Source organism: Kurthia senegalensis (genome assembly GCF_000285595.1).
Classification (GTDB): Bacteria; Bacillota; Bacilli; order Bacillales_A; family Planococcaceae; genus Kurthia; species Kurthia senegalensis.
In genome coordinates, this window is record NZ_HE611067.1 from 269,556 (window position 1) to 293,053 (window position 23,498).

The 23,498-nt window shown below is 38.1% G+C and carries 26 protein-coding genes and 1 pseudogene; 6 read left to right on the top strand and 21 right to left on the bottom strand.

Translation table 11 applies throughout. The features are described 5' to 3' along the window. Positions 1–159 precede the first annotated feature (159 nt). The 3 genes from KSHG_RS11045 to KSHG_RS11055 all read left to right on the top strand — a co-directional run bounded on the left by KSHG_RS11045 (position 160) and on the right by KSHG_RS11055 (position 3,198). Positions 160–1,392: an MFS transporter gene (locus KSHG_RS11045; protein ID WP_010306160.1), complete on the top strand. Its 1,233-nt coding sequence runs from the start codon at positions 160–162 to the stop codon at positions 1,390–1,392. Positions 1,393–1,549: 157 nt separating this feature from the next. Beyond that, the gene (locus tag KSHG_RS11050; protein ID WP_010306165.1) at positions 1,550–1,990 is read left to right on the top strand and encodes a MarR family winged helix-turn-helix transcriptional regulator; all 441 of its coding nucleotides are present in this window, start codon (positions 1,550–1,552) and stop codon (positions 1,988–1,990) included. After that, a complete protein-coding gene (locus KSHG_RS11055; RefSeq protein WP_010306169.1) occupies positions 1,987–3,198 on the top strand; it encodes an MFS transporter in 1,212 nt (403 codons plus the stop codon). The genes KSHG_RS11050 and KSHG_RS11055 overlap by 4 nt, the downstream gene beginning before the upstream one ends. A gap of 217 nt (positions 3,199–3,415) precedes the next feature. On the opposite strand, the gene KSHG_RS11060 is transcribed toward KSHG_RS11055, so the two are convergent. The 5 genes and pseudogenes from KSHG_RS11060 to KSHG_RS11075 form a co-directional block, all read right to left on the bottom strand. Next, on the bottom strand, positions 3,416–3,913 hold the full coding sequence (locus KSHG_RS11060; protein ID WP_010306173.1) for an LURP-one-related/scramblase family protein: 498 nt from the start codon (positions 3,911–3,913) through the stop codon (positions 3,416–3,418). A gap of 26 nt (positions 3,914–3,939) precedes the next feature. Next, on the bottom strand, positions 3,940–4,653 hold the full coding sequence (locus tag KSHG_RS19250) for a methyl-accepting chemotaxis protein (RefSeq protein ID WP_407635307.1): 714 nt from the start codon (positions 4,651–4,653) through the stop codon (positions 3,940–3,942). A gap of 105 nt (positions 4,654–4,758) precedes the next feature. Beyond that, positions 4,759–5,310, bottom strand: a pseudogene (locus KSHG_RS19255) (protoglobin domain-containing protein); the annotation flags it as partial. Between the two features lie 126 nt (positions 5,311–5,436). After that, positions 5,437–5,946 (bottom strand): GNAT family N-acetyltransferase, encoded by a 510-nt coding sequence (locus tag KSHG_RS11070; protein ID WP_010306183.1) that lies wholly within the window; start codon positions 5,944–5,946, stop codon positions 5,437–5,439. 189 nt (positions 5,947–6,135) lie between these two features. After that, a complete protein-coding gene (locus KSHG_RS11075; protein ID WP_010306186.1) occupies positions 6,136–6,915 on the bottom strand; it encodes a TatD family hydrolase in 780 nt (259 codons plus the stop codon). A gap of 133 nt (positions 6,916–7,048) precedes the next feature. On the opposite strand from KSHG_RS11075, the gene KSHG_RS17615 reads away from it, so the two are divergent. Continuing rightward, complete coding sequence (locus KSHG_RS17615) at positions 7,049–7,450, top strand: DUF5412 family protein (RefSeq protein WP_010306190.1); 402 nt, start codon at positions 7,049–7,051, stop codon at positions 7,448–7,450. Here the strand turns inward: KSHG_RS17615 and KSHG_RS18385 are convergent. Beyond that, complete coding sequence (locus KSHG_RS18385; protein WP_010306194.1) at positions 7,447–7,611, bottom strand: hypothetical protein; 165 nt, start codon at positions 7,609–7,611, stop codon at positions 7,447–7,449. The genes KSHG_RS17615 and KSHG_RS18385 overlap by 4 nt on opposite strands. Before the next feature lie 23 nt (positions 7,612–7,634). After that, positions 7,635–8,477: a pyridoxamine kinase gene (locus KSHG_RS11090; RefSeq protein WP_010306200.1), complete on the bottom strand. Its 843-nt coding sequence runs from the start codon at positions 8,475–8,477 to the stop codon at positions 7,635–7,637. A gap of 251 nt (positions 8,478–8,728) precedes the next feature. On the opposite strand from KSHG_RS11090, the gene KSHG_RS11095 reads away from it, so the two are divergent. After that, positions 8,729–9,229, top strand: a complete 501-nt coding sequence (locus tag KSHG_RS11095) for an Lrp/AsnC family transcriptional regulator (protein WP_010306204.1) — start codon at positions 8,729–8,731, stop codon at positions 9,227–9,229. After that, the gene (locus KSHG_RS11100; RefSeq protein WP_010306208.1) at positions 9,229–10,404 is read left to right on the top strand and encodes an aminotransferase; all 1,176 of its coding nucleotides are present in this window, start codon (positions 9,229–9,231) and stop codon (positions 10,402–10,404) included. Before KSHG_RS11095 ends, KSHG_RS11100 begins: the two co-directional genes overlap by 1 nt. Before the next feature lie 97 nt (positions 10,405–10,501). Here the strand turns inward: KSHG_RS11100 and ptsP are convergent, their stop codons facing one another. The 14 genes from ptsP to murQ form a co-directional block, all read right to left on the bottom strand. Next, positions 10,502–12,217, bottom strand: a complete 1,716-nt coding sequence (gene ptsP / locus KSHG_RS11105; RefSeq protein ID WP_010306211.1) for a phosphoenolpyruvate--protein phosphotransferase — start codon at positions 12,215–12,217, stop codon at positions 10,502–10,504. Further along, positions 12,214–12,480: an HPr family phosphocarrier protein gene (locus tag KSHG_RS11110; RefSeq protein ID WP_010306215.1), complete on the bottom strand. Its 267-nt coding sequence runs from the start codon at positions 12,478–12,480 to the stop codon at positions 12,214–12,216. The genes ptsP and KSHG_RS11110 overlap by 4 nt, the downstream gene beginning before the upstream one ends. Before the next feature lies 1 nt (position 12,481). Further along, complete coding sequence (locus KSHG_RS11115) at positions 12,482–13,180, bottom strand: glucosamine-6-phosphate deaminase (RefSeq protein ID WP_026022584.1); 699 nt, start codon at positions 13,178–13,180, stop codon at positions 12,482–12,484. Positions 13,181–13,211: 31 nt separating this feature from the next. Continuing rightward, positions 13,212–13,922 (bottom strand): sugar isomerase domain-containing protein, encoded by a 711-nt coding sequence (locus tag KSHG_RS11120; RefSeq protein WP_010306220.1) that lies wholly within the window; start codon positions 13,920–13,922, stop codon positions 13,212–13,214. A 14-nt stretch (positions 13,923–13,936) separates the two neighbouring features. Next, entirely contained in the window at positions 13,937–15,082 is a 1,146-nt protein-coding gene (nagA, locus tag KSHG_RS11125; RefSeq protein WP_026022585.1) for an N-acetylglucosamine-6-phosphate deacetylase, read from the bottom strand. A gap of 133 nt (positions 15,083–15,215) precedes the next feature. Beyond that, complete coding sequence (gene nagE, locus KSHG_RS11130) at positions 15,216–17,156, bottom strand: N-acetylglucosamine-specific PTS transporter subunit IIBC (protein WP_010306226.1); 1,941 nt, start codon at positions 17,154–17,156, stop codon at positions 15,216–15,218. A gap of 231 nt (positions 17,157–17,387) precedes the next feature. Then, positions 17,388–18,239 carry a MurR/RpiR family transcriptional regulator gene (locus KSHG_RS11135; RefSeq protein WP_010306229.1) on the bottom strand — a complete coding sequence of 284 codons (852 nt, stop codon included), beginning with the start codon at positions 18,237–18,239 and terminating at the stop codon, positions 17,388–17,390. Further along, complete coding sequence (locus KSHG_RS17620) at positions 18,229–19,125, bottom strand: BadF/BadG/BcrA/BcrD ATPase family protein (protein ID WP_010306232.1); 897 nt, start codon at positions 19,123–19,125, stop codon at positions 18,229–18,231. Before KSHG_RS17620 ends, KSHG_RS11135 begins: the two co-directional genes overlap by 11 nt. Positions 19,126–19,134: 9 nt before the next feature. After that, positions 19,135–20,220: a DUF871 domain-containing protein gene (locus KSHG_RS11145; RefSeq protein ID WP_010306235.1), complete on the bottom strand. Its 1,086-nt coding sequence runs from the start codon at positions 20,218–20,220 to the stop codon at positions 19,135–19,137. Then, positions 20,221–20,544 (bottom strand): PTS lactose/cellobiose transporter subunit IIA, encoded by a 324-nt coding sequence (locus KSHG_RS11150; protein WP_010306239.1) that lies wholly within the window; start codon positions 20,542–20,544, stop codon positions 20,221–20,223. 11 nt (positions 20,545–20,555) lie between these two features. Continuing rightward, positions 20,556–20,831: a hypothetical protein gene (locus KSHG_RS11155; RefSeq protein ID WP_010306242.1), complete on the bottom strand. Its 276-nt coding sequence runs from the start codon at positions 20,829–20,831 to the stop codon at positions 20,556–20,558. 52 nt (positions 20,832–20,883) lie between these two features. After that, positions 20,884–22,224: a PTS sugar transporter subunit IIC gene (locus KSHG_RS11160; RefSeq protein ID WP_010306244.1), complete on the bottom strand. Its 1,341-nt coding sequence runs from the start codon at positions 22,222–22,224 to the stop codon at positions 20,884–20,886. A gap of 16 nt (positions 22,225–22,240) precedes the next feature. Then, positions 22,241–22,546 carry a PTS sugar transporter subunit IIB gene (locus tag KSHG_RS11165; RefSeq protein WP_010306247.1) on the bottom strand — a complete coding sequence of 102 codons (306 nt, stop codon included), beginning with the start codon at positions 22,544–22,546 and terminating at the stop codon, positions 22,241–22,243. Further along, positions 22,547–23,446: an N-acetylmuramic acid 6-phosphate etherase gene (murQ, locus tag KSHG_RS11170; protein ID WP_010306249.1), complete on the bottom strand. Its 900-nt coding sequence runs from the start codon at positions 23,444–23,446 to the stop codon at positions 22,547–22,549. Between the last annotated feature and the right edge of the window lie 52 nt (positions 23,447–23,498).

Sequence of the window (23,498 nt, forward strand, 5' to 3'; positions counted from 1 at the left end):
ACAACTTTTGTATACTTCTATCAAAAATCCCTTATAGAAAAAGGACAATTCTCGTTGAAATTGACGTCGCACCTTCTTTTCTATTTTATAATTCAGTCAAATGGACGATGCGATTCATTTACATTTACTGTAATTTAATAAAAAAGGAGGTCATCAATTATGAACTTTAGCTTCCCCTACAGCGAATTATTAACGCAAAAAAATTTCCGCCTTCTCTCACTCGCAAGACTTTTTAATAAAAGCGCATTCACTCTTTTTCAGTTAGAAATCATTTGGTTCACGATGGAGATTACCAATCAATCCCCGCTTTATTTATCGACAATTATCATGGCTGGAACCGTACCATTTATTTTGTTTGGAATGTACGGTGGGCATGTGGCAGATACGTATAACAAGAAAAAAATGATGATTTATAGCGACATCCTCACTACGTTACTCATCGGACTCATTCCCATTCTTTTTTATTTTGATTCATTAACTTACGTGTCACTCGTTATTATTTATACGTTAATTAGTACGTGTAGTTGTTTTTTAGAACCGAGTTTTCGTGCGATTTTACCCGACCTCATTCGCTCGACACAACTTCAAAAAGGAAATGCGCTACTCGATTCCATACAAAGAGGTGTCGGTATAGTCATTCCTCCTGCAATCGGCATCATTCTTTTTTTCACTATTCCTATTCATATTTTCACAATTTGTTTTTTCTTATTCAGTCTCTCTACGATTTGTCATCTAGCGATTCACTATACGAAACCTGCTATGCAACCCGGGCATACTGTACGAAATAAACAGTCCATCAAAGCGACATTCACTTACATAAAATCGTCGAAAATCATTTTATTGATTATCGTTATGCAAGGTGTCACGATTTTCATTAATACGGGTTTATGGCGCGTCGGTCTTCCGCTCTATTTAGAAAAAAATGTACACGAAGGTATTACAACGTACGGCATCATTACAGGCTTATTAGCTACCGCCGCATTGACAACATCTCTTTTGCTCGGTTTTATACAAAAAATACAGCCCATTACGATTTTTCTCATCGGCATTTCATTATGGGGAAGTGGGTTACTAGTCATCGGACTATCGCCTACTCTATTCACAATTTACGTTGCAACGATCTTAATTGGTATTGGACAAGCAAGTGAAGGGTTAAGCCGCTTAATTATTTTCCAAAAAGAAGTCCCTTCTACACTTTTAGGAAAAGTATTCAGCACATCTTCCTCTATTAATTATGTCAGCGATACATGTTCGCTCGCTGCCATTAGCAGTGTACTTCTCATCCTAGCGACTTCAAACGTTTTTATTTTAAGCGGCCTATGTATCGGACTGAGTAGTATATTCGGTGCCATTTACGTAAGAAAACCTAAAAATACGTCTATTTTTAAGTAACCTTGTTAACTTTTAAAATCACAATTTTTTTAAAAAGTATCTTCCAACAAGTATAAATATGCTTTTTTATGTGATTGACATTTACCTAAAAGTATTTTATGATTAATATCGTCAAAAAAATAGTTAATCAAGTTAACTAATTGAGAGGTGCCTCGAAATGGAATTGTATCAATCTTTCTATCGTGAACTCGTATTAGCCAATCGAACGTTTGAAAATCAGCTAAACGAGATTTTACAACAACAAGGCATTCATCGTTCAGACTGGTCTGTTATGTATTATTTATTAAATGATGAACATATTACGTCCGTTGAAATTGCCAAACGATTAAACATCGAAAAACCGAACGTCACACGAACCATTAAAAATTTAGAAAGTATGGGGTACGTAACCGTTGAACCTTCAAAAGAAGACAAACGAAAAAAACGGATCATCGTTACGCCCGAAGGTTTCGCTATGTATGAAGAAGTGCGTGTTTACGTAGATGAATTTGAACGCTGTACGATGGAAGGTGTTTCAATCGGACAACAACAAATTTTATTAGAGACATTCGAACAAATTCAAGCAAATTTACAAAAGAGAGCCGGGAAAAAAGAGTGAGTCATTCACGTGAAAAATTATGGACGAAAGATTTTATATTCGTTTCATTAATGAACTTTATCGTCATTTTAATCTTTTATTTACTCATGGTATCTATTGCTGCATTCGCAACGAAAGAATACGATGCCTCAACGAGTCAAGCCGGTCTTGCAACAGGAATTTACATCGTTGGGACATTGATTGGACGCTTATTAACAGGTCGTGTTATTAATAAAATCGGCTCAAAAAAAATCGCCATTTTCGGATTATTTTTATTTGCAATTACGATGAGTTTTTATTTTATCCATGCAGGTATTTCAATGTTGTTCTTTAGCCGTTTAATCAACGGGTTTGCTGCAGGTGTTGCTTCTACTGCTACGAGTACGATCATCGCACAAATTATTCCGAATACACGTAAATCGGAAGGGATTGGCTACTTCAGTATGAGTACAACGCTCGGTACAGCCATCGGTCCATTTTTAGGGCTTAACTTAATTAAATGGACGAGCTTTAACAATATTTTTATTTTCTGTATCGCTTTAGCTGTATTCGCTTTACTGATTGGCTTTACGATTCATGCACCGAAAAATACGTTACAAACGATGAGCAAAAAAGAAAAACAACCTAAAGTTCGCTTTAGTTTCAAACAATATATCGAACCAAATGCATTACCAATTGCACTCGTCACATTGTTAATGTCATTCGGCTACGCCGCCATTCTTTCATTCATTAGTTTCTTCGCAGAAGAACGCCAACTCGTTACAGCGGCTAGCTTCTTCTTCCTTGCCTATGCGATTGCCATTTTAGTAACACGTGTATTTAGCGGTCGCATTATGGATACGAAGGGCTCGAATGCGGTCATGGTTCCTTGTTTCCTCTTATTTGCGATTGGGCTAGCAACTTTAAGTTTTACGTATTCAGGCTTCTTATTAATTGTTGTCGCTGTTATTATCGGTGCAGGGTACGGGAACTTACAATCTGGCGCACAAGCGATTGCGATTAAAGTGACCCCTTCTGCACGTGCAGGTTTAGCGACTTCAACATACTTTATCGCACTCGATGCCGGTCTTGGTTTCGGCCCTTATTTACTCGGTTATTTAGAACCAATAATCGGCTTCGGTCAAATGTACTTTTACTTAGCTATTTTAATGATCGTCACGTTATTCGTCTACATGCTCGTTCATGGACGTAAAGAAGCGCACTTAATTGAGCGTGCAAATGCTTCATAAATACAAGAGACTGAAACAAAATCAATCCATAAAAAAAGACGTGCATGATTTTATTCAAATCATGCACGTCTTTTTTCGTCTATTATCCAGCCATTGTTCTCCGTTTCGAATACTTTTCACGGCTCCCGTTCCGAACAACTTTTAATTGTTCCTATCGAAAAGATAATTCCTACAAGATGTCTTCAAAAAAGACTGAAATTTTTACGTATGTCCCCTATTAGAAACTTGCTGTATTGCTCGCTGCATTCTCAGAAGCTTTCACACGATCAATCGCTAAAACGATTGCAACTAAAATAAGCTCATACGCTTCATCCGCAATTTGGATTTCATACGTATCGCGTACTTTAAACCATTGTTTATGAACTTCGCCAATTACGTGCCCATCTTTGCGTACTTCAAAATCCATATCCCACCAGTTACCCTCTACTTGAAGACCTTGCCCCTCAATTTGATACTTCGCTTTAAACAAACTAAATTCTTTACGAATAACCGCTACTTGTTTCCCCCCTACTTCCACTTCAAATGTCGGGAATAAACTAAGCATTTTTTTCGTAATGAAAGCGACTTCTTTATGATTTTCATTTTCAATCGTAAAGGTCTTCGGTATTTTCATAAAGCTACCTTGCGCAAAGTAAACAACTTCATCTTGTGCATTTGAAATCGTAAACTTTTCCGAAAGTGCCATAATATGTTGTTTAATGTATAATGTCTTCAAAAAAACCCTCCTTTACAAAAAATGACTCATTTTTTATTATTTGATTGAATAGCTAAATCATTCGATGCATCTAAAATCGCATCTACATTTTGATGAATCGATTGAACAGATTCACTAAGTTTCGAAACATCTTCACTGAAGCGGATATTGCTTTCATTTAACGTGTTCATCGAATCACTAACCGTTGAAAATGCCCCTTCTAGTAAATGAATCTCTGTCGTAGATTGTTCTAACTGTTTAGATAAAGAAGCAGACGTATCTACAATCGAGCTCGTTTTTGCCTTTGAGACGTGCAAAATTGAGTGTACGTCATCTACGGATTTTTTCGTTGACTCAGCCAATTTACGCACTTCATCAGCAACGACAGCAAATCCTTTTCCGTGTTCTCCTGCACGTGCTGCTTCAATTGACGCATTTAATGCCAATAAGTTCGTTTGATCGGCAATTTCTGTAATCATGCTCGCAATAATAGTGATTTGCTCATTTAATTGATACAATTCTCCGATTTGCTGTTGAATCGTCCCCATCGTTTCTAACAACTGATGTCCGAAATCTTCTGTCTTTTTCACACGTTTTTTCTCATTCACAGCAGATGATGACACGTGTTCGCTTAGTTGCACTGTTTTGATAGAAGACGCATCTAAATCATCTAGTACGACACAAACGCGCTGCAATTCTTCATTCGTTTCATGAACTAATCGTTGCATTTGCTCTGCACTCGCTACCATTTTTTGCATCATCACATCTTTTTGTTCATTTTCTAAATCTAATTGTACTTGATGTTGTGCATCATACGCTTCTAACACAATTTGTTGTTCTAAATTTAAAATTTTCGAAACGGCTAAAATGAGTCGGAATTGCTCTGTTTGTGTGAAAGACGTATTAGAAACAATAACGAAAAAGCCATTTAATAAATCTTGAAAAGCACTCATATACCATTTTGGTTCTAAACCAATACGGGCATGTACTTGTGCAATTTTATGTCGTTTTTGCACATACGTTTCATCAATTTCTCCATCAAACATTTCACTAATATGGTGGATGAGCGTTTGTCGTAGTTTTTGAACAGAACTATTCGATTCAATAATACGCCCGAGTGAAGGCTCTTTTTCCAAATTTTCGTAAAATTTATGAACGATTGAATCTATATTTTCCTTCAATGTTTCTCTCAAAATACGCAATAAAGCCAAATCTTCTTCTGTTAATTGAATCATACTCAATTGACGCTTCACCGATTCGTTTAAAGTAGGTGCAATATTTACAAATGGTTGCTCTTTTTGTAATAAGCTTTCTATCGTTTCTTTATCTACTTGTTGTTTGCGTGAAAATAAGTTCACTTTATATAGCCTCCAAAAGATAATATTTGGAGTTATTATATCATAAGTACTTAAAAACATATTTTTAAAATTAGTAAAAACGAATTAAATAAAATACATTATTTTTAATAATAACTCTTTTTTACCTATTAGAAAATCTCAATTAATACGATTTTGCATAAATAATTCGCAATTCAATAAAATCTATCACAATTCTTTTTGATAAATATGGACATTTTGCCCATTATACACGTCAGCTTTCCCCAATTTCATACCGATCGTCTGAGCTACTTTAATCGACGGGATATTATTCGGTTGAATGATAGCAATTAATTCTTTATTATACTGCAGTTGCTCTGCAAAATGAACGAAAGTTTGCGCTGCCTCTGTCGCAAACTTTTGCCCCCAATAGGCTTGTGCAATCCAATAGCCAATTTCTAACTTTTCTTCTCCATTTAAATTTTGTGGCACAATGCCCGCATGCCCAATCGGCTCACCCGTCTTTCGAATTTCAATAATTTTTAAGCCTAAATTTTCGTCTTGACGATAATGCATGTGAATCCAAGAGGCAAATTGCTCAACCTCCGCATCATTACGCGTATGCCCATCCCCGATATAGCGCATCATATCTTTTGATTGTAATAACCCTTTTAAAAAATAAAAATCCGCATCTGTGTAATTTCGATAGCGAAGTCTTTTTGATTGTAGTTCAAACATCCCCATCCCTCATTTCTACTTATATTTTACACTCTCCATACACAATTTAGCTATTTTAATCATAAAAATAAGTTAAAAAACAATTTTTTGTTCATCAAAAAAACACGCCCAAAACAATCACATTTTGAACGTGTTTTATTTCATCAAGCTAAAAAAGAAATAACGTATACTTACTTTAAGTTTTATTGTTTAAATACGGAAAAATCGACGTGTATTCTTCTCTACTTCATTGAAAAATAAGGCTTCTTCCACACGCATAATTTGCGCGATTTCACGGCCAATATGCGGTAAATATTTCGGCTCGTTCGTACGTGATTTTGGTTTCGGTCGAATATTTTTCGGTATTAAATACGGTGCATCTGTTTCAATCATTAACCGGTCAAGTGGCATATCGAGAAGTGCTTCTCGTAAATCTACGCCGCGCTTCGGATCGCATACCCATCCTGTCACACCAATATGGAATCCTAAATCTAAATACGCTTTTAGCTGCGTTCGGTCACCTGTAAAACAGTGTACGACAGAGCGCTCAATAAGCGTTGGATGTGCTTTCATAACATCGATAAATTGTTGATGTGCTGCTCTTTCATGAAGGAAAATCGGCAAATCATTTTCCTCCGCAATGCTTAATTGTAAATCAAATGCTGCATATTGGTCTTTTGGCTCTGAATAGTTACGGTCAAAATCAAGTCCACATTCTCCTACTGCAATCACTTGTTCGTCTTCATAAAGCGCACGTAATAAATCACCCGTTTGTGCGTTCACTGATTTTGCATCATGTGGATGAATACCTGCTGTCGTGTACAAAACATTCGGATGTCTTTTCGCCATTTCGAGTGCACGCTGACTCCCCGTAATATTACCACCTGTCAAAATCATTTTTTGAACGCCCGCTTCAAGCGCTCTTGCAAGTACATCTTTTTCTTTTCCCGCAAATTGATCTTCTGTTAAATTTAACCCTATGTCTATCATCTTGTCATTCCTTTTCTTCCATTTGTATAACCGTATCTTCTTTCATATGAAAAAACAACTAAATAGAATTATTTAAAAATTGGAACTTTTACTAAAAAATAACGTATATATTAAAAAAAGGAGGGATTTCAGTATGAAAAAAATCATCGTATGCATCGGTTTACTCGTCGTTTTGAGTTGTATTATTTTAGTAGTTGGTCGCCAATTTTATAGCGATTTATATGAAGAATCGTCTAGACATTCGCCGAATAACCGTTTCACTGCAACGGTCTCTTACGCGACATATGGCGGTGCAGCGGGTGGTGTTCAAGCATACGTACAAATCCAAGATACACATACAAAAAAAACGACAATACTTTATTCTGCGAAAGCATTGCAAAATGTTCAGCTCCAATGGGAAAATGAACAACATTTAACGATTATGAATGAAAATAGTACATCGAATGCCACGATGACACTTGACGTGCTGAACGATTCACCTTTCGAAAACGTACATATTCTTTGTAAATATTTTTGTAAACGCCCTACTTCTTAACGCTTTTCTATTTTTTTCAGTTGATGAATCGTCACTGGACGTCCGCATTGTACGTGTAATTTTTTGCGAACGTCAATTTGTGATTGCCCTTTCATCGTCGTTTGCTTTTTTTCGCCGTCTGTCTCATATTCAACGAAATACTTTTGATCTCCGCAGCGCATAGCCATTCCTCCTGTTGTTTATTTTATAAAAGCATGTTTAAATACCGTTCAAATTGCACCCCTTCTATTTTTGGTGTATTCGCAAGGTCAGTCGCTTTGATCGATGCTGTTAAAAATTGCTCAGCACGTTTTAATGCATCCGGCAAATTGTCCCCTCTCATCATGCTACCCATCACGACAGATGCGAATAAGTCACCTGTTCCAGAGTAGCTTTTTCCGTTATACGGTACGAACCCATAATGCGTCGTAGTTTCATCAAAACACATATTTCCAATAAAATTTGCGCCATTTTTCGGCGGTTGAACGCCTGTAACAATCACTTTTGCCTTCGTAGTCAATTGTAACTGTTGTCCTGCTTCTTCAATCGCTTTCAAAAAATCACGCTCCGAGGAATAACGACAAATCGCGTCGTATGATCTGTCTGTGAGCAAACAACATTCCGTCACGTTCGGTGTAATGACATCGGCTTCTTTTACGAGTGCTTTCATTCGATCGAGTAATGCCGGTGTAAAAAATTTATAAGCTTCCCCGTTATCACCCATTACCGGATCGACAAGTAGCGTCGACTGCGCATGATGAAATTTTTCAAGAAAACGAAAAATATGATGAATTTGCTTCTCACCCGTTACAAACCCTGTGTAAATACCATCAAAAGACATCCCTAATTTGGACCATTCCTCTTCAAAGTAATGCATTTTATCCGTAAAATCTTCACAATGAAAGCTCGGAAAACCTGTTTGTGCCGTCAAAATAGCTGTTGGCAATGGACAAGCTTGGACGCCCATCACCGACAATACCGGAATCGCTGCTGTTAACGAGCATTTTCCGAATGAAGATAAATCTTGTAATACCGCTACTTTTTTCATAAAAAAATCCCCCAACCGATTGTTTCTATCCGTACTGTATCATATTTTTTTATCATGTAAACAAACAAGATTAAATACACTCGCTAAAAACGTGAAAAACTCAATGAATATGCAACATTTATCAACGAAAAATCGTTTTCAATTCCTGTCATTGTATTGTAGAATAAATCTATTCGAATTATGAGATAATTCACTTTCTTTACGTATCTGTCCGCTGACAGAAATCGCTCGACATAAATGGAGGACATTGTATGAAATTAACGTCACAAGAAATTGAAATTGTTGAAATTCTAGAAAAAGATGCCCGTACCGATTTGCAAGATGTTGCAAAAATGGTCGGTCTTTCTTATGAAGCTACCGTTACAGCTGTGAAAAAATTAGAAGATGCGAAAGTAATCGTTCGCTATATTTCTCTCGTCGATTGGACGAAAATTGAAGAACACCCTGGTGTACGTGCGATGATCGACGTAAAAGTAACACCAAAACAAGGCGTTGGTTTCGATGAAATTGCCGAGCGTATATACCGCTTTGACAAAGTACAATCCGTTTACTTAATGTCTGGCGTATACGACCTTTCTGTCATTGTGGAAGGTCAATCGATGAATGAAGTAGCGAACTTCGTTTCTCAGAAATTGTCTACACTTGATTCTGTTATTTCAACGACAACGCACTTTATTCTTAAAAAATATAAACATGATGGCACCATTTTAGAAGCCGGTAATCCAGATAAAAGAATCGTGGTGTCGCCTTAATGATCACTTCTCGTAAAAACTACGTTTCCAAAATGGTTTCCGAATTAAAACCATCTGGGATTCGTAAATTTTTTGATTTAGCAGCAGGCATGGAAGGTGTCATCTCCCTTGGCGTCGGAGAACCTGACTTCGTAACACCTTGGCACGTTCGTGAAGAAGCAATTCGCTCACTCGAAAACGGCTACACAGCCTATACACCGAATGCAGGTCTTCTTGAATTACGCCAAGAAATCAGCTATTACATGGCTGACCGATTCGACGTGCGCTACGACGCGGAGCAAGAAGTGATCGTAACAGTCGGTGCGAGTTCAGCTATCGATATTGCGATGCGTACGATTCTTGACCCAGGCGATGAAGTCATCGTCGTCGAACCATGCTTCGTTTCATACGTACCAATGGTCGAACTTGCGGGTGGTAAAGCCGTTACCGTTCAAGCACTTCAAGAAAATGATTTTAAAATTTTACCAGAACAATTAGAAGCTGTTACGACGGCTAAAACAAAAGCAATTATGCTTTGTTCACCGAATAACCCAACTGGTACGATGCTCAATAAAACAGAACTTGAAAATATTGCGGCTTATGTAAAAAAACATGATTTGTTACTTATTGCAGATGAAATTTATGCCGAACTTGCTTACGACGAAACGTATACGAGTATGGCAGCCATTGAAGGCATGCGTGATCGTACGATTTTAGTTTCAGGCTTTTCAAAAGGATTTGCGATGACAGGCTGGCGACTAGGCTTCGTCTGTGCCCCTGCAGACTTAACAGAAGCGATGCTAAAAATTTTCCAATACCAATTAATGTGCGCTTCTACAATGTCACAATATGCGGCGATTGAAGCATTGCGAAACGGTCGTCCGGAAGTAGATGAAATGGTGAAAAGTTACCGTCGTCGTCGAAACTTCATCGTCCAATCATTCAATGATATTGGGTTAACATGTCACAACCCTGGCGGTGCATTTTATGCCTTTCCATCAATCCAATCGACAGGACTTACTTCACAACAATTTGCCGAACAACTGTTAGAAAAAGAAAAAGTAGCCGTCGTCCCTGGCGACGTATTCGGTGAAAGTGGCGAAGGACATATTCGCTGTTCTTACGCCTCTTCACTTGAACAACTTCAAGAAGCAATGAAACGTATTGAACGCTTTATTCAAACGTTAGAAAAATAGAGTGCTGTTTAAAACATAAAAGGAGCCGCCATGGGTTTAAACCCATGGCGGCTCTATTTAGTTGACTAGCATGTTTCACTAGCCTCTTTTTATTTTTTTACTTTGCTACGTATTGTTGAACTATCGCTAACACATCATCTGCAGTTGCTTCATCTAAAGCGCGCACAGCCAACTCTTCCAGTTCTACTTTATTTAATGATTGTAATAAAGCACGTGTTTTTAAAATAGACGTTGCGCTCATTGAGAACTCATCTAATCCTAAACCTAATAATAATGGTACAGCGAATTCATCGCCGGCCATCTCCCCACACATACCAGCCCATTTTCCTTCTTTATGTGCTGCATCAATAACCATTTTAATTAAACGTAAAATCGCTGGATTGTACGGTTGGTATAAGTATGAAACTTGTTCATTCATACGATCTGCTGCCATCGTATATTGGATTAAATCATTCGTACCGATTGAGAAGAAATCAACTTCCTTCGCAAATGTGTCCGCCATTACAGCTGTAGATGGGATTTCTACCATAATACCGACTTCAATTTGCTCAGCTACTTGCACACCTTCCGCAAGTAAGTTTGCTTTTTCTTCTTCTAATAACGCTTTCGCTTCGCGGAATTCTTGCAGTGTCGCAATCATCGGGAACATGATTTTCAAGTTTCCGTATGTTGAGGCACGTAAAAGTGCACGAAGTTGTGTACGGAAAATATCTGTACGTTCTAAGCAAAGACGAATCGCACGGTGACCTAAAAATGGATTCAATTCTTCTGCTAATGGTAAGTACGGTAATTTTTTATCGCCACCGATATCTAATGTACGTACGACAACAGGTTTACCAGACATGCCTTCTAACACCGCACGATACGCTGTGAATTGCTCGTCTTCTGTCGGTAATGCATCTCTACCCATATATAAAAATTCTGTACGGTATAAGCCGACGCCTTCTCCGCCATTTCGTACGACACTTTCTAAATCTTCTGGTGTCCCGATATTCGCAGCAAGTTCAACATGATGTCCGTCTGCTGAAACAGATGGTTCATTCACAAGTTTGGCCCATTCTTTTTGTTGCGCTGAGAAAGCTTTTGCTTTTTGTTCATAATGAGCAATCGTCTCGTCGTCTGGGTTTACTAAAACATCCCCTGACAAACCGTCTACGATGACCATCATGCCGTCTTCAATCGTTTGTGTCGCTTCTTTCGTTCCGACAACTGCCGGAATTTCTAATGAGCGTGCCATGATCGCTGAATGCGACGTACGACCACCGATATCTGTCGTAAATCCGAGAACGAAATCACGGTTTAATTGCGCTGTATCAGACGGTGTTAAATCGTTAGCCACGACGATGACGCGTTCATTAATTGCCGATGGATTTGGGATTTTCACACCTAAAATATGCGCTAAAATACGTTTTGATACGTCTTTAATGTCTGCTGCACGTTCGTTCATGTAGTCATTATCCATCGATTCAAACATCGTAACGAACATCGAAGATACTTCTTGCAATGCGAAAGCAGCATTCACTTTCTCATCAGCAATTTTTTGTTTCATCGGAGCGATTAATTCTGGATCATTCACAACGAGTAAATGTGCACCGAAAATAGCCGCTTCTTCTGCGCCTAAATTTTCTTCTGTCATTTGTTGAATCGCTTTTAACTCTTCTGTCGTCACAGCTAATGCAGCATCTAATTTTGCTTGTTCTGCATCGACATCTGTTATTTGTTGTTTCACAACTGTTAAATCTGGTGCTACTAGGCAATACGCTTTAGCAATGGCTACACCGCTTGAAGCGGCAATCCCATTTAATTTCATCATTGAGCAATCCCCATCTCTACTAAAATTGTCGAAATCGCAGTGAAAGCTTGTTCCTCATCTGCGCCTTCTACACGTAATGTAAAATCATCTCCTTGGCGTAACGCTAAAGACATCACGCTTAGAATAGATTTAACATTCGCTTCTTTATTGTCAGTCACAAGTGCGATTGTTGATGCAAATGCTGTTGAATTCGATACTAATTGACTGGCTGGTCGTGCATGAATACCTTGCGCATCCACGACTTTAAATTGTTGAGACTTCATCCTAATTTTCTCCCTCTTGTAAATCCGTTAAAATAATCACATTGTTATGTTTAACGAGTGCTGTTGCTGGATTATTTTCTGTATATTCACCAGCAATCACCTGTTCTAACACCGCGCGTTTCTTTTCGCCCGTTGCGATCAGTAAAATTACTTTGGCACGTAAAATCGACTGAATTCCCATCGTATACGCTTGTTTCGGTACATCTTCAATTGAATCGAAGAAGCGTGCATTCGCCTCTAATGTAGAAGGCTGTAAATCGACTAAATGTGTTTCTGATGCAAAAGACGTTCCTGGTTCATTAAATGCAATATGACCATTCACGCCGATTCCTAGCAGTTGAAAATCGAGTTCATGTTGCTGTAATAATTGTTCGTATCGATTCGCTTCCGCTTCTGCATTTTCAGCCAAACCATTTGGCAAATACGACATCTTGAATGGTTTGCAATCAAAAAGTTGTTTATGCATATAATAATTGTAACTTTGGTCATGCTGTACGTCCAACCCTACGTATTCATCTAAATTAAAACTAATCGCATCTGAAAAGTCGATGTCTGATTGACGTAGCTTTTCATATAAAGGTTCCATCGTACCGCCTGTTGCAAGCCCAAATGTTGTAGCACCTTGTGCTTTTACTTGTTTGATTATTTCCAGTGCACGTGTGTATAAAACCTCTTTTGATTCAAATCGTTCTATTTGCATTGTCATGGTTTTGAAAACTCCCTTTAGTTAATTAAAAGTTAATTCTTTTGCCATAGTTGGCAATCAATTCATCGTTGTTCGTCGCACCTAAATTACTATTTCTGAACACAGGAAGCGTTTGCCCTGCTTTATGGAGCTTTTCAATAATTTGGGCGTATAAATCATTCAAAATAGCCGCTCCTACAATCGTTGAAACAGGGCCATATTGAAGTTCGTCCAATTGTAACACACCATCTCCGATTGGCACCATCGTATCGAGTACGACATCGACTACTTGTTCTAAACGTTTGCCAGAAACATGTTTCGATGAAACGTGTTGATACGCTAAAGATTGGAGGGAAACAGTGACAACACCTTGTGCCTTCGCATACAGTGCTGCATCGATTGGAACGGGGTTTTTAGCAGAAGTTGAAATAATGATACATACATCTTGTTCGTTGAAAGCGAACGCTTCTTGAATATGTTCAAAATAACCTTGTTCTTTCTCCTTTGAAGAGGCAGATAACGCACCTCGGTGAAGCATTAAAGACTCTACTTGGACTGGTTTAATCGGTACGAGACCGCCACCTCTAAAGTAACCGTCTTGTGCGAGTAACATCGAATGTCCCGAACCGAAAAGCTGAATAATCCCGCCTCGTTGAATTTTAGAGGCGATGACTTCAGCCAAATCACTAATCGTTTCGCTCTGTTGTTCTCCTACGGTATGCAACAACTTTTCTACTTCTAAAAAATAATTATGCAACGTATTTCACCACCTTATGCTTCAAAAACAATTTCGCCTGCTTTAATCGTCGTCACTAATTGGAAAGACGCATCTAACATAACCGCATCGGCGTCTTTTCCTTCTCTTAGTTCCCCTTTATTCGCAAGATTCAGTTGCATTGCCGCATTGTAACTCGACATGGAAACGAGCTCTTCTAATGTACAATTCGTTGCTTTTTGCATGTTAACGATTGCTTCATTCATACGCAATACACTACCTGCAAGTGCACCGTTCGGTAAATGGGCACCCGTTTCTGTCACGTGCACCATTTGACCACCTAAATCGTAATCACCGTATGGCATTCCTTTTGCGCGCATCGCATCTGTAATTAAAATAATGCCTGACGCACCTTTCATACGATAAGCTAAATTGACCGCATCTTTGTGCACGTGAATAAAATCGACGATGATTTCAGCTTTTAATTCATTTAATAATAACGTACCGCCAACGACACCTGGATCACGATGATGGAAAGGACGCATTTGATTGTATAAATGCGTGCCTTGTTTTGCCCCCATTTTCACCGCTTGTTCCATTTGTTCAAATGAAGCATCTGAATGCCCAATGGATACGACGACACCACTTTCTGAAATTGCTTTAGTCGCCTCCATACCGCCTGGTCGTTCTGGTGCAAGCGTAATTTCTTTAATTTTCCCGTTACTTAATTTTTGCCATTTTTCAAAAGCAACTAAATCAGGTTCTACAATATACTCAAGTGGTTGTGCACCAGCACGGTCTTTCGATACGAATGGACCTTCCACGTGAATGCCGACAATTTCTGCTTCATCATGTTGTGACGTAAAAGTCCCAATCGTTTGCAGTGCCGCTTCAATATGTTCATAACTTTGTGTCATTGTCGTCGGTAGAAAGCTTGTCGTTCCTTCTTTTAATAAAGATTGTGCGAGAATACGTAAACCGGCTGCATCGGCATCCATAGCATCCATACGTGCTGAACCGTGAATGTGCATATCGATAAATCCAGGTACTAAATAGCGTCCTGTCCCGTCTAGTTCTCGTACATCTTCTTCGATGGAAGGAGCTATTTTAACGATTTTTCCATTCTCCATTAATACGTCCGCTAGTTGGCGACCATCATGGTTGACGACTGTAATATTTTTAATTTTTAACACATCGTTCATCTCCTAAAATTACTTAATTCAAACGACAAAAACCCACCGTTTTGGTGGGTTCTTATCTTCCATCCTATTTAAAGGACGAATCATCGTTCATAGAATATTCATTACGCTAGTTTTGAAAACCCATGCTGTGAAATTAGTCTTCGATTGAAACGATATTTGGTGTACCAGCTTCTTGGAAACCAGTTTTTTGTAAAACAACTTTTTTACCGATTGCGCTCGTAAATACAACCGGTGTAATGATTGACGGTACAAGTGGTTCAATCGCATTGAAATCGACTGTTAATAACGCGTCACCACGCTGAATTAATTGACCGTCTGTTACGTGTAATTCAAACCCTTTACCGTCTAGTTTTACCGTATCTAAACCGACGTGAATTAACACTTCTACACCTGTATCTGATTTTAAGCCAATCGCATGTTTTGATGGGAAAATCATTACGACTTGTCCATCGAAAGGTGCGCGAACGACGCCATCTTTCGGTTGAATACCGAAACCAGGTCCCATCATTTCTGTTGAGAATGCTTGGTCTGGTACTTCTGAAAGTGGAATAACATCACCCGTAATCGGCATTTCAAAATCATTTGAAGAAATAACCGCTTCTTCTACAGGAGCAACAGGTGTTTCAACTGCCGCATCTGCATTTGCAGGAACCGGATTTCCTTTTTTCAAACGATCTTTCATTGCTTCTGCAAGGAATTCAACAGATGTTCCGATAATGACTTGTACGTTTTGTTTATTAATACGCATCACACCACGTGCACCTGTTTGTTTTAATACTTTATCATCTACTTGTTCTGAATCTGATAACGTCATACGTAAACGTGTTGTACAATAGTCGACTTGTTGAATATTATTTTGTCCGCCAAGTGCTTCAATTGTTTTGTATGCACGTAAGTCTAGATCATTTGAAACCGCTGAATCTGTTGATAACTCATCTTCATCATCGTCTTCACGACCTGGTGTTTTTAAATCTAATTTTTTGATTAAGAAGTAGAAGATCACATAATAAACGGCACCGAATGCAAGACCTAATGGTAATAATAGCCACGGTCTCGAAGCGATATTCCAGTTTAATACGTAGTCAATCAAGCCCGCTGAGAAACCAAATCCGTCACGGAACCCGACTAAATAAGCAACAGCTAATGATAAACCTGTTAAAACAGCATGAACAACATATAAAACCGGAGATAAGAACATGAAAGTGAATTCAATTGGTTCTGTAACACCTGTTAAAAATGCTGTTAATGCGATTGAAAGGAACATACCACCGACGATAGCACGTTTTTCTTTTTTCGCTGCCATAAACATTGCTAAACATGCTGCTGGTAAACCGAACATCATGATTGGGAAGAAACCAGCTTGGAAGTATCCAGCAGTTGGATCTTTCGCTAAGAAACGGCTAATATCCCCTCGCACGATTTCGCCTGCAGCGTTCGTGAACTCACCGAAGTTAAACCATACAACCGTATTTACTACGTGATGTAAACCTACAGGAATTAATAAACGGTTGAAGAAACCATACGTACCTACACCTAATGCACCGGCACCAATAATCCAATTGGCAATCCAGTCAATACCGTCTTGAATTGGTCCCCAAACGACACCGAGTAGACCGGCAATAATTGCCATCGAAACGGACGTTATAATAGGAACAAAGCGTCTGCCACCGAAGAATGATAACCATTCTGGGAATTTGACAGTATGGAATTTATTATATAAAAGACCTGCTGTAATACCGGAAATAACGCCACCAAATACACCCATATCTAATTTGTCATTGATTGAACCTAAAACTGAAACTAACACGAGCTGAGCGATCGCACCAGCTAAAGCTGCACCACCACTCACATCGATTGCTAACCCCATGGCAATACCGATTGCGAAAATAAGCGGTAAGTTACCTAAAATAGCGTCACCTGCCGCAGCCATAATACTCGCAACGACTTTAATCCATTCAGCATCAAAGCTACCGAGCATATCCGTTGCGCCTAGGCGAACTAATAGTGCTGCTGCTGGTAATGTTGCGATTGGGAACATTAATGATTTCCCGATTTTTTGTAAGAAAGCAAGCATGCATTTCTCCTCCTTTGGTATAGTTGTCTAGACCACTAATGTATGAAAACGAAAACGTTTCCACAATGGTTATAGAGTTATTATATTCCCAAGTTTTGAGAAATGTAAATGGTTTTTCGAGAAAAAACGTCATAAACTCATAAATTCTTAAGAATACTGAATTTAGGACGTATATTTTTCCAGAAAGTACACAATTATTTCGATACTTACTATTTATTTTTACTAATTTTTTCATAATAAACGTAAAAAATTGATTGCTTCTTTCGTCGTTTCGACTTGTGCCTGCGTTTCTGAAAAATGCTGTGAAACGTATGAGAAAAACAAAATATTAACAGTTAAAAACTGAGCATACATTGAATTCGTCGCCGCCGTTCTAAATGAACTTTCTGGGGCAATCATATGTTGCAATGAGCAATTGGATAGCTGAGACACACTATTTTGACCATATTGTGTAATACTAATCGTTTGAATGTCTTTTTTATTGGCCCATTTGAGTAATTCAATGCCCTCTTTCGTTTCCCCTTTATTAGATACGACAATTAATAAAGCGTCTGCCGTTGTAGACAAAAGCGTCACCGCATAATGAATATCCGAAACACTCACACAAATCTTCCCAATTCTATTCCACTTCAATTCAATATCGTCTGCAACGAGATGCGAAGCACCTACTCCGAAAATAACGACACGAGAAGCGTTCGCTATTAAATCAACCGCCATTTGCAAGCGATCATTTTTAACGAAATGAACGGTTTCCTTGATTGTCTCAATGGCATTGAACATGACTTTTTCTTTAATGCTTTCAATCGGCTCATTTTCTAGTACATCGCTAAATCCTTTTGCATCTGGATTTGCGATCAACGTGGATAAAGCGATTTTTAAATCTGAAAAACTGCTTACGTTTACGGAACGACAAAACCTCGTTACCGCTGAACGGCTCGAATTCGACTTTTCAGCCAACTCAACAATATTCATTGTCGGTACATCAATTGCGTTTTCTAAAATATACGTCGCTATTTTAGATTCAGATTTTGGTAAGGAAGGTTGAATACTTTTAATTCGTTGTAAAATATTTTCAATGTACATGATCTTCCTCCGTTAACCCTAAATAGAAACACCCTTTGACAGCTGCTTCCTCTTGATTTTTCCATATAATAGAATATTGTTTCAAGCGTTCCTTCATATAGTGCTGAATGCAATCATTTTTCGTAAAAGTACTACCAGCAAAAGAAATCGCAAGCGGTTGAATAAAATGAAGTCGTTGTATTAATAATTCTATTTTTTCTACAAAAAGTGCCACACCCGTTTTTATAACGTGAATCGCAGTAGCATTATTTTCATTAACTAACTTCAATGTCACTTTAGCAAGTTGTGCAATATCCGTCACAGACTGCTTATAAAAGACCGTAATGCATTCTTGGATTTGATGACATCCCATTGCGTCTAATAGACTATTAGCAAATTCCTCATCTACTTTATTTTGTTCATATTGATGGAATAATTGTCGAATACTCTGTTTAGCAATCCAATAAGCTCCTAATTCGTCGCCTAAAAGATAGCCCCAGCCGCCTAATATTAATGACTGCTCTTTATTTTTCCCAAATAATACAGAACCCGTACCAGCCAAAACTAAAATACCGTCGCCACCTTTAAAAGCAGCAGCATGTGCGATTTCAATATCGCTATACACTTGAAAAGAAGCTTCTTCAAAAATACGTTGTAACTTCTCATGAACAAACGGCTGATCACAACTTTTCCAACCTGCTAATCCTAAGACTATTTTGGTACAATTAGCATTTGTGTGCAATGCCTCAGCATATCCTTCGCGAATATTTAATAATGCCCCTTCTAAGTTCGTCGTAACATTCCCTGCACCTTTCGTAAAACGAAACAATGATTGACCAGTTTGTTGATCGAATGCTTCAAACTTTGTTGACGTGCCGCCCCCGTCGATTCCTAATATATATGACATTTTCTTCACCTACAGTTCAAATGAGAAAGTCTGCCACGGTTGCAATAATTCCAATAAAAATAATTCATTTGGTTGAATACGTCCGACTACATTCGTATTGCCTGAATTCGGCATTTCTCTCAAGGCAATTTGTAATTCGCCTTTATATTGACCATAACCGTTATTTTCAATTAAAATATCGCCACGTTGGATTGTCTTCGTATCGTGTGCAGGAAAATCCTCTTGTTTATATTTTACACGAGATTGTGTAGAACGAATAAGGAAATCCGATACATCCCCTCTATAAAAATGAGGTTCTTCTAATACAATTTTACGTTCTAACGCTGAAATATTTTCGTTTAATTCGACTTTAAAGTTTAGTTCGTTCGGCATAATTTCACTAATTTCTTTTAACTCTTTCTCTGAAGCATAGGCATTCGCAATATAGACAGTATCAATTAAATTCGTAGCGAATAAATGTTTCACTTGCGTCGTAATAGGCAGTTCGCGATGTTCTTCTAATGTACATAAACCTTCCGTAACAGGCCACGGACCGAATGTAGCGTCATGCGAAGAAACAAAAGCAGCCGTCGGAATAAAATAACGTTTAAATTTTTCCGAGCTTTCTAAGAAAAATTTACGACTTAATCCTGAAAAACGATGTGGATAAAAGTTATGACAGCCACTTAATTTTTCACGATTCGGATGATGGTCCATTATCGTTTCTAAATAATGTGTCGTGTTACTCATATTAATTTCAATCGTTAAGCCTTGTTTGTTATACGTCATCATACTTTCTTCTTGCCCGCGGAATCCCATATCAAGACGAATGCCAGATGCACCTAATTGTTCGAAAAATGACAAATCATCGTATGAAATATTCAGCTTATCAAAAATTCTCGGTGCAATATCAACCATTACGTCCATCTGTTGATCTTTAGCATGTTGAATAATCTCTTTGAAGTTACTAATAATTTGTTGCTGGTCTCCTTCAACTGAAAGTAAACAAGTGAAAATTTTCGTGAAGCCATATTGAGCCGCCAAGGAAATGTATGCCATATCCTTTTCTTTCGTAGAATGCTCTGGATAAATGGAAATACCTAATGCTTTTGCCATTTATTTAGCCTCCAAGCGTTTATATAACGTAATCATCCGTTCAATTAAATTTTTTTCAGCAATTGCTGTCATCAAATGGTCTTGTGCATGAATCATTAACAATGATTTTTCTACTGGTTTATCATTTAACTCATCTTGAATTAACCTCGTTTGGGTATGATGTGCTTCTAGCATTTCTTCTTCTGCCTTCTGCATAATTTCCTCTGCCTTTTTAAAGTCGCCTTCCTCAGCAGCTGTCAACGCCTCATAACTTAAAGAACGCGCCCCACCACCGTGTGAAATAATTTCAAAAATCTCCATTTCATTATGCCCTTTTTCTACCATCTTAATTCCTCCTACCAATAAATAATGAGATAACTTAAAAGTAATGATGCGCCTAATAATAACCCAAGTAATTGCCATACTTTGTTCACGCATCTTTTTTCTATTTTCACGATAATCACAGTTAGTAAAATAGGAACGCTTAAAGCGAAGCCCCAGAAATAAATAGCATCGGTATGTTGTGAAAATTGTTGAACAAAATAACCGATTATAAAACTAACAATTAATAACGCACTAAAGAAAAGAAAACCACTTTTGTATTTAAAAAAATGAATTGCACTTTTTTCCATTTTAAACCTCCTATAAAAAAGGGAGTTGTCTTCTACCGACAACTCCTAAAAATTAAGATGGTGCATTCCCATCTGTTGATGGTTTAATTGGAGCTGTTTCTGTTGTTTCTTCTACAACTTCCTTCAATGATTCTTCTTCTAATTGCTCTTGTGCAACGAGTTGACGATCATAAATTTTAAAGAACGGTAAATAAATAATCGTTGATATCGCTATATTCACAAGCACTAATATAATAGCTCGCCAATCCCCACCTGTTGCCAAGTACGCACCGATTGGAGCAGGAAGCGTCCAAGGTGCCATAACATACGTAGCACTTACGAGACCTACTGTTACACAAATATAAGTAATAACTGTCGTAACAAGTGGCACGATAATAAATGGAATAATTAAAATTGGATTTAATACGATCGGCATTCCGAAAATAACCGGCTCATTAATATTAAAAATACTCGGGATAAATGTTGCTTTCGCCATCGATTTACTATATTTTGAACGAGCAGAAATAAACATTGCGATTACTAAACCTAACGTCGCTCCCGCTCCCCCAATCCATACGAACCATTGGAAAAATGTTTCCGGTGCAACGTATGGTAAAGGCATTCCTGAAGCAGCAGCTTCACCATTTTTCGCTAAATACACTTCCCAAACCGGACGAATAACTGCTCCTACTACTGACATCCCGTGAATACCAAATGCCCAGAAAAATGTAATTAAAAATACTGGAATCGTAACGCCAAAGATCGTGTCGCCACCTTTAATAATCGGTGCAACAACTTTATCGACCATCGAATGTAAATCTAAGTTGAATACGACTGTGATAACCGTCATCACACCTAAAATAATAACGATTGGAATAAGCGCTTCAAATGAACGTGCAACGGAAGATGGAACAGCTTCCGGCATCTTAATCGTAATATTTTTTTGCTTACAAAGGCGTAGTACTTCTACTGAGAATACCGCAACGAGCATAGCAACGAAAAGACCATGACCTCCAAGGTTAGCCATCGGTAAAACGAAGCCGAACTCTTCTGTGCTTTGTACACCAATTGTAAATAAAAAGGCAGCAATCGAAACTAATCCGCCTGATAGTGCATCGATTTTATAACTTTGTGACAAGCTATACCCAATACCAAATGTTATGTATAGCGTCATAATGTACATCGTTAATCGGTAAGGAATTAAAATGGTAGCAATATTTTCTTTTGCCCACACATAAAACGCCCAGTTTTCTGGAATAGGTGGATTCGCAATAATTAAAAAGATACTACCAAAGATAATGAATGGTAAAGCAGAAACAACCCCATCACGAATTGCGCGAATGTGCTGTTGCTCCGATAATTTTGCCATCGGTCCAGATAAATACTTTTCTAAAAAAGCGACAAATTTATTCATCGAATGATTCTCCTTTTTATACGATTGTCTCTTGAATAACTTTTAATAAAGCCGGACCACCTAAAGGACTATATGCAGTCGGAGGAATTTGTGCAATCGGTACATTTGCTTCATCTGCCGATTCTTTGAACAAGTTAAAGCGGTGACGTACTTGTGGTGCCACCATAGCAATGTCCCAACCATTTTGAACTTCAGCTGGGAATTCTGACGTACCAACAGCTAATACTTCCATTTCCATCCCATTTTTTTGAGCTTCTTTTTTTAATGTATTCACGATAATCGCACTCGACATACCGCCTGAACATACAAACAATACTTTCATTTACTTTTCCTCCTTTAAAATCGGTTTAATGTGTTGGTGATGTTGTTGTAATTGTTTAACCGCTTCATCGTAGTCACAGTCCAATAAATACATGACAATCGCAGTTTTCGGTTGCTGGCGAGATGCTTCAAGTAGCTGATCGGCCGTTTCATAGTCACAGTCTGTCGCTTGCATAATAATTCGTTTCGCTCTTTCAACTAACTTGAAATTAGTAGGTTGTAAATCAACCATCAAATTACCATACACTTTTCCAAGTTGAATCATCGAAATAGTAGAAATCATATTGCAAACTAATTTTTGCGCTGTTCCAGCTTTCAAACGTGTAGACCCCGTAATCACTTCCGCTCCTGTATCGACTTCAATTTTAACAGAAGCATAATCGGAAATTTCTGATTTTTTATTGCAACTTAAGGCAACGGTATGTGCGCCTACTTCATTCGCATAATCCAAAGCACCTTTTACATAAGGTGTTCGACCACTTGCTGCAATTCCAATGACTGTATCATCTTTACATAACTGAATACCTTTTAAGTCTTTTGCGCCTAATTCAAATGAATCTTCCGCTCCTTCAACCGCTTTAATAAACGCTTGGGAGCCACCTGCAATCAATCCTTGTACTTGTGTCGAATCGACACTAAATGTTGGCACGCATTCTACCGCATCTAAAAGACCTATCCGACCACTCGTACCAGCACCTACGTAAATTAATCGTCCTTCTTTTTTAAATGAATCGACGACAAATTCAATCGCTCGTTCAATATGATCGATTTCGTATCCAACCATTTCTGCAACTAATCGGTCTTCTTCATTCATTAATTGCAATGCTTTTTTAATTGATAGTTCATCAATGTGCATTGTTCTGTCATTTCTCGATTCTGTATTCATTGATGAAAAATTCACTAACCCACCTCCGTTTCCAGTAATTACTAATCATTATAAAGAAAAAGAAAAT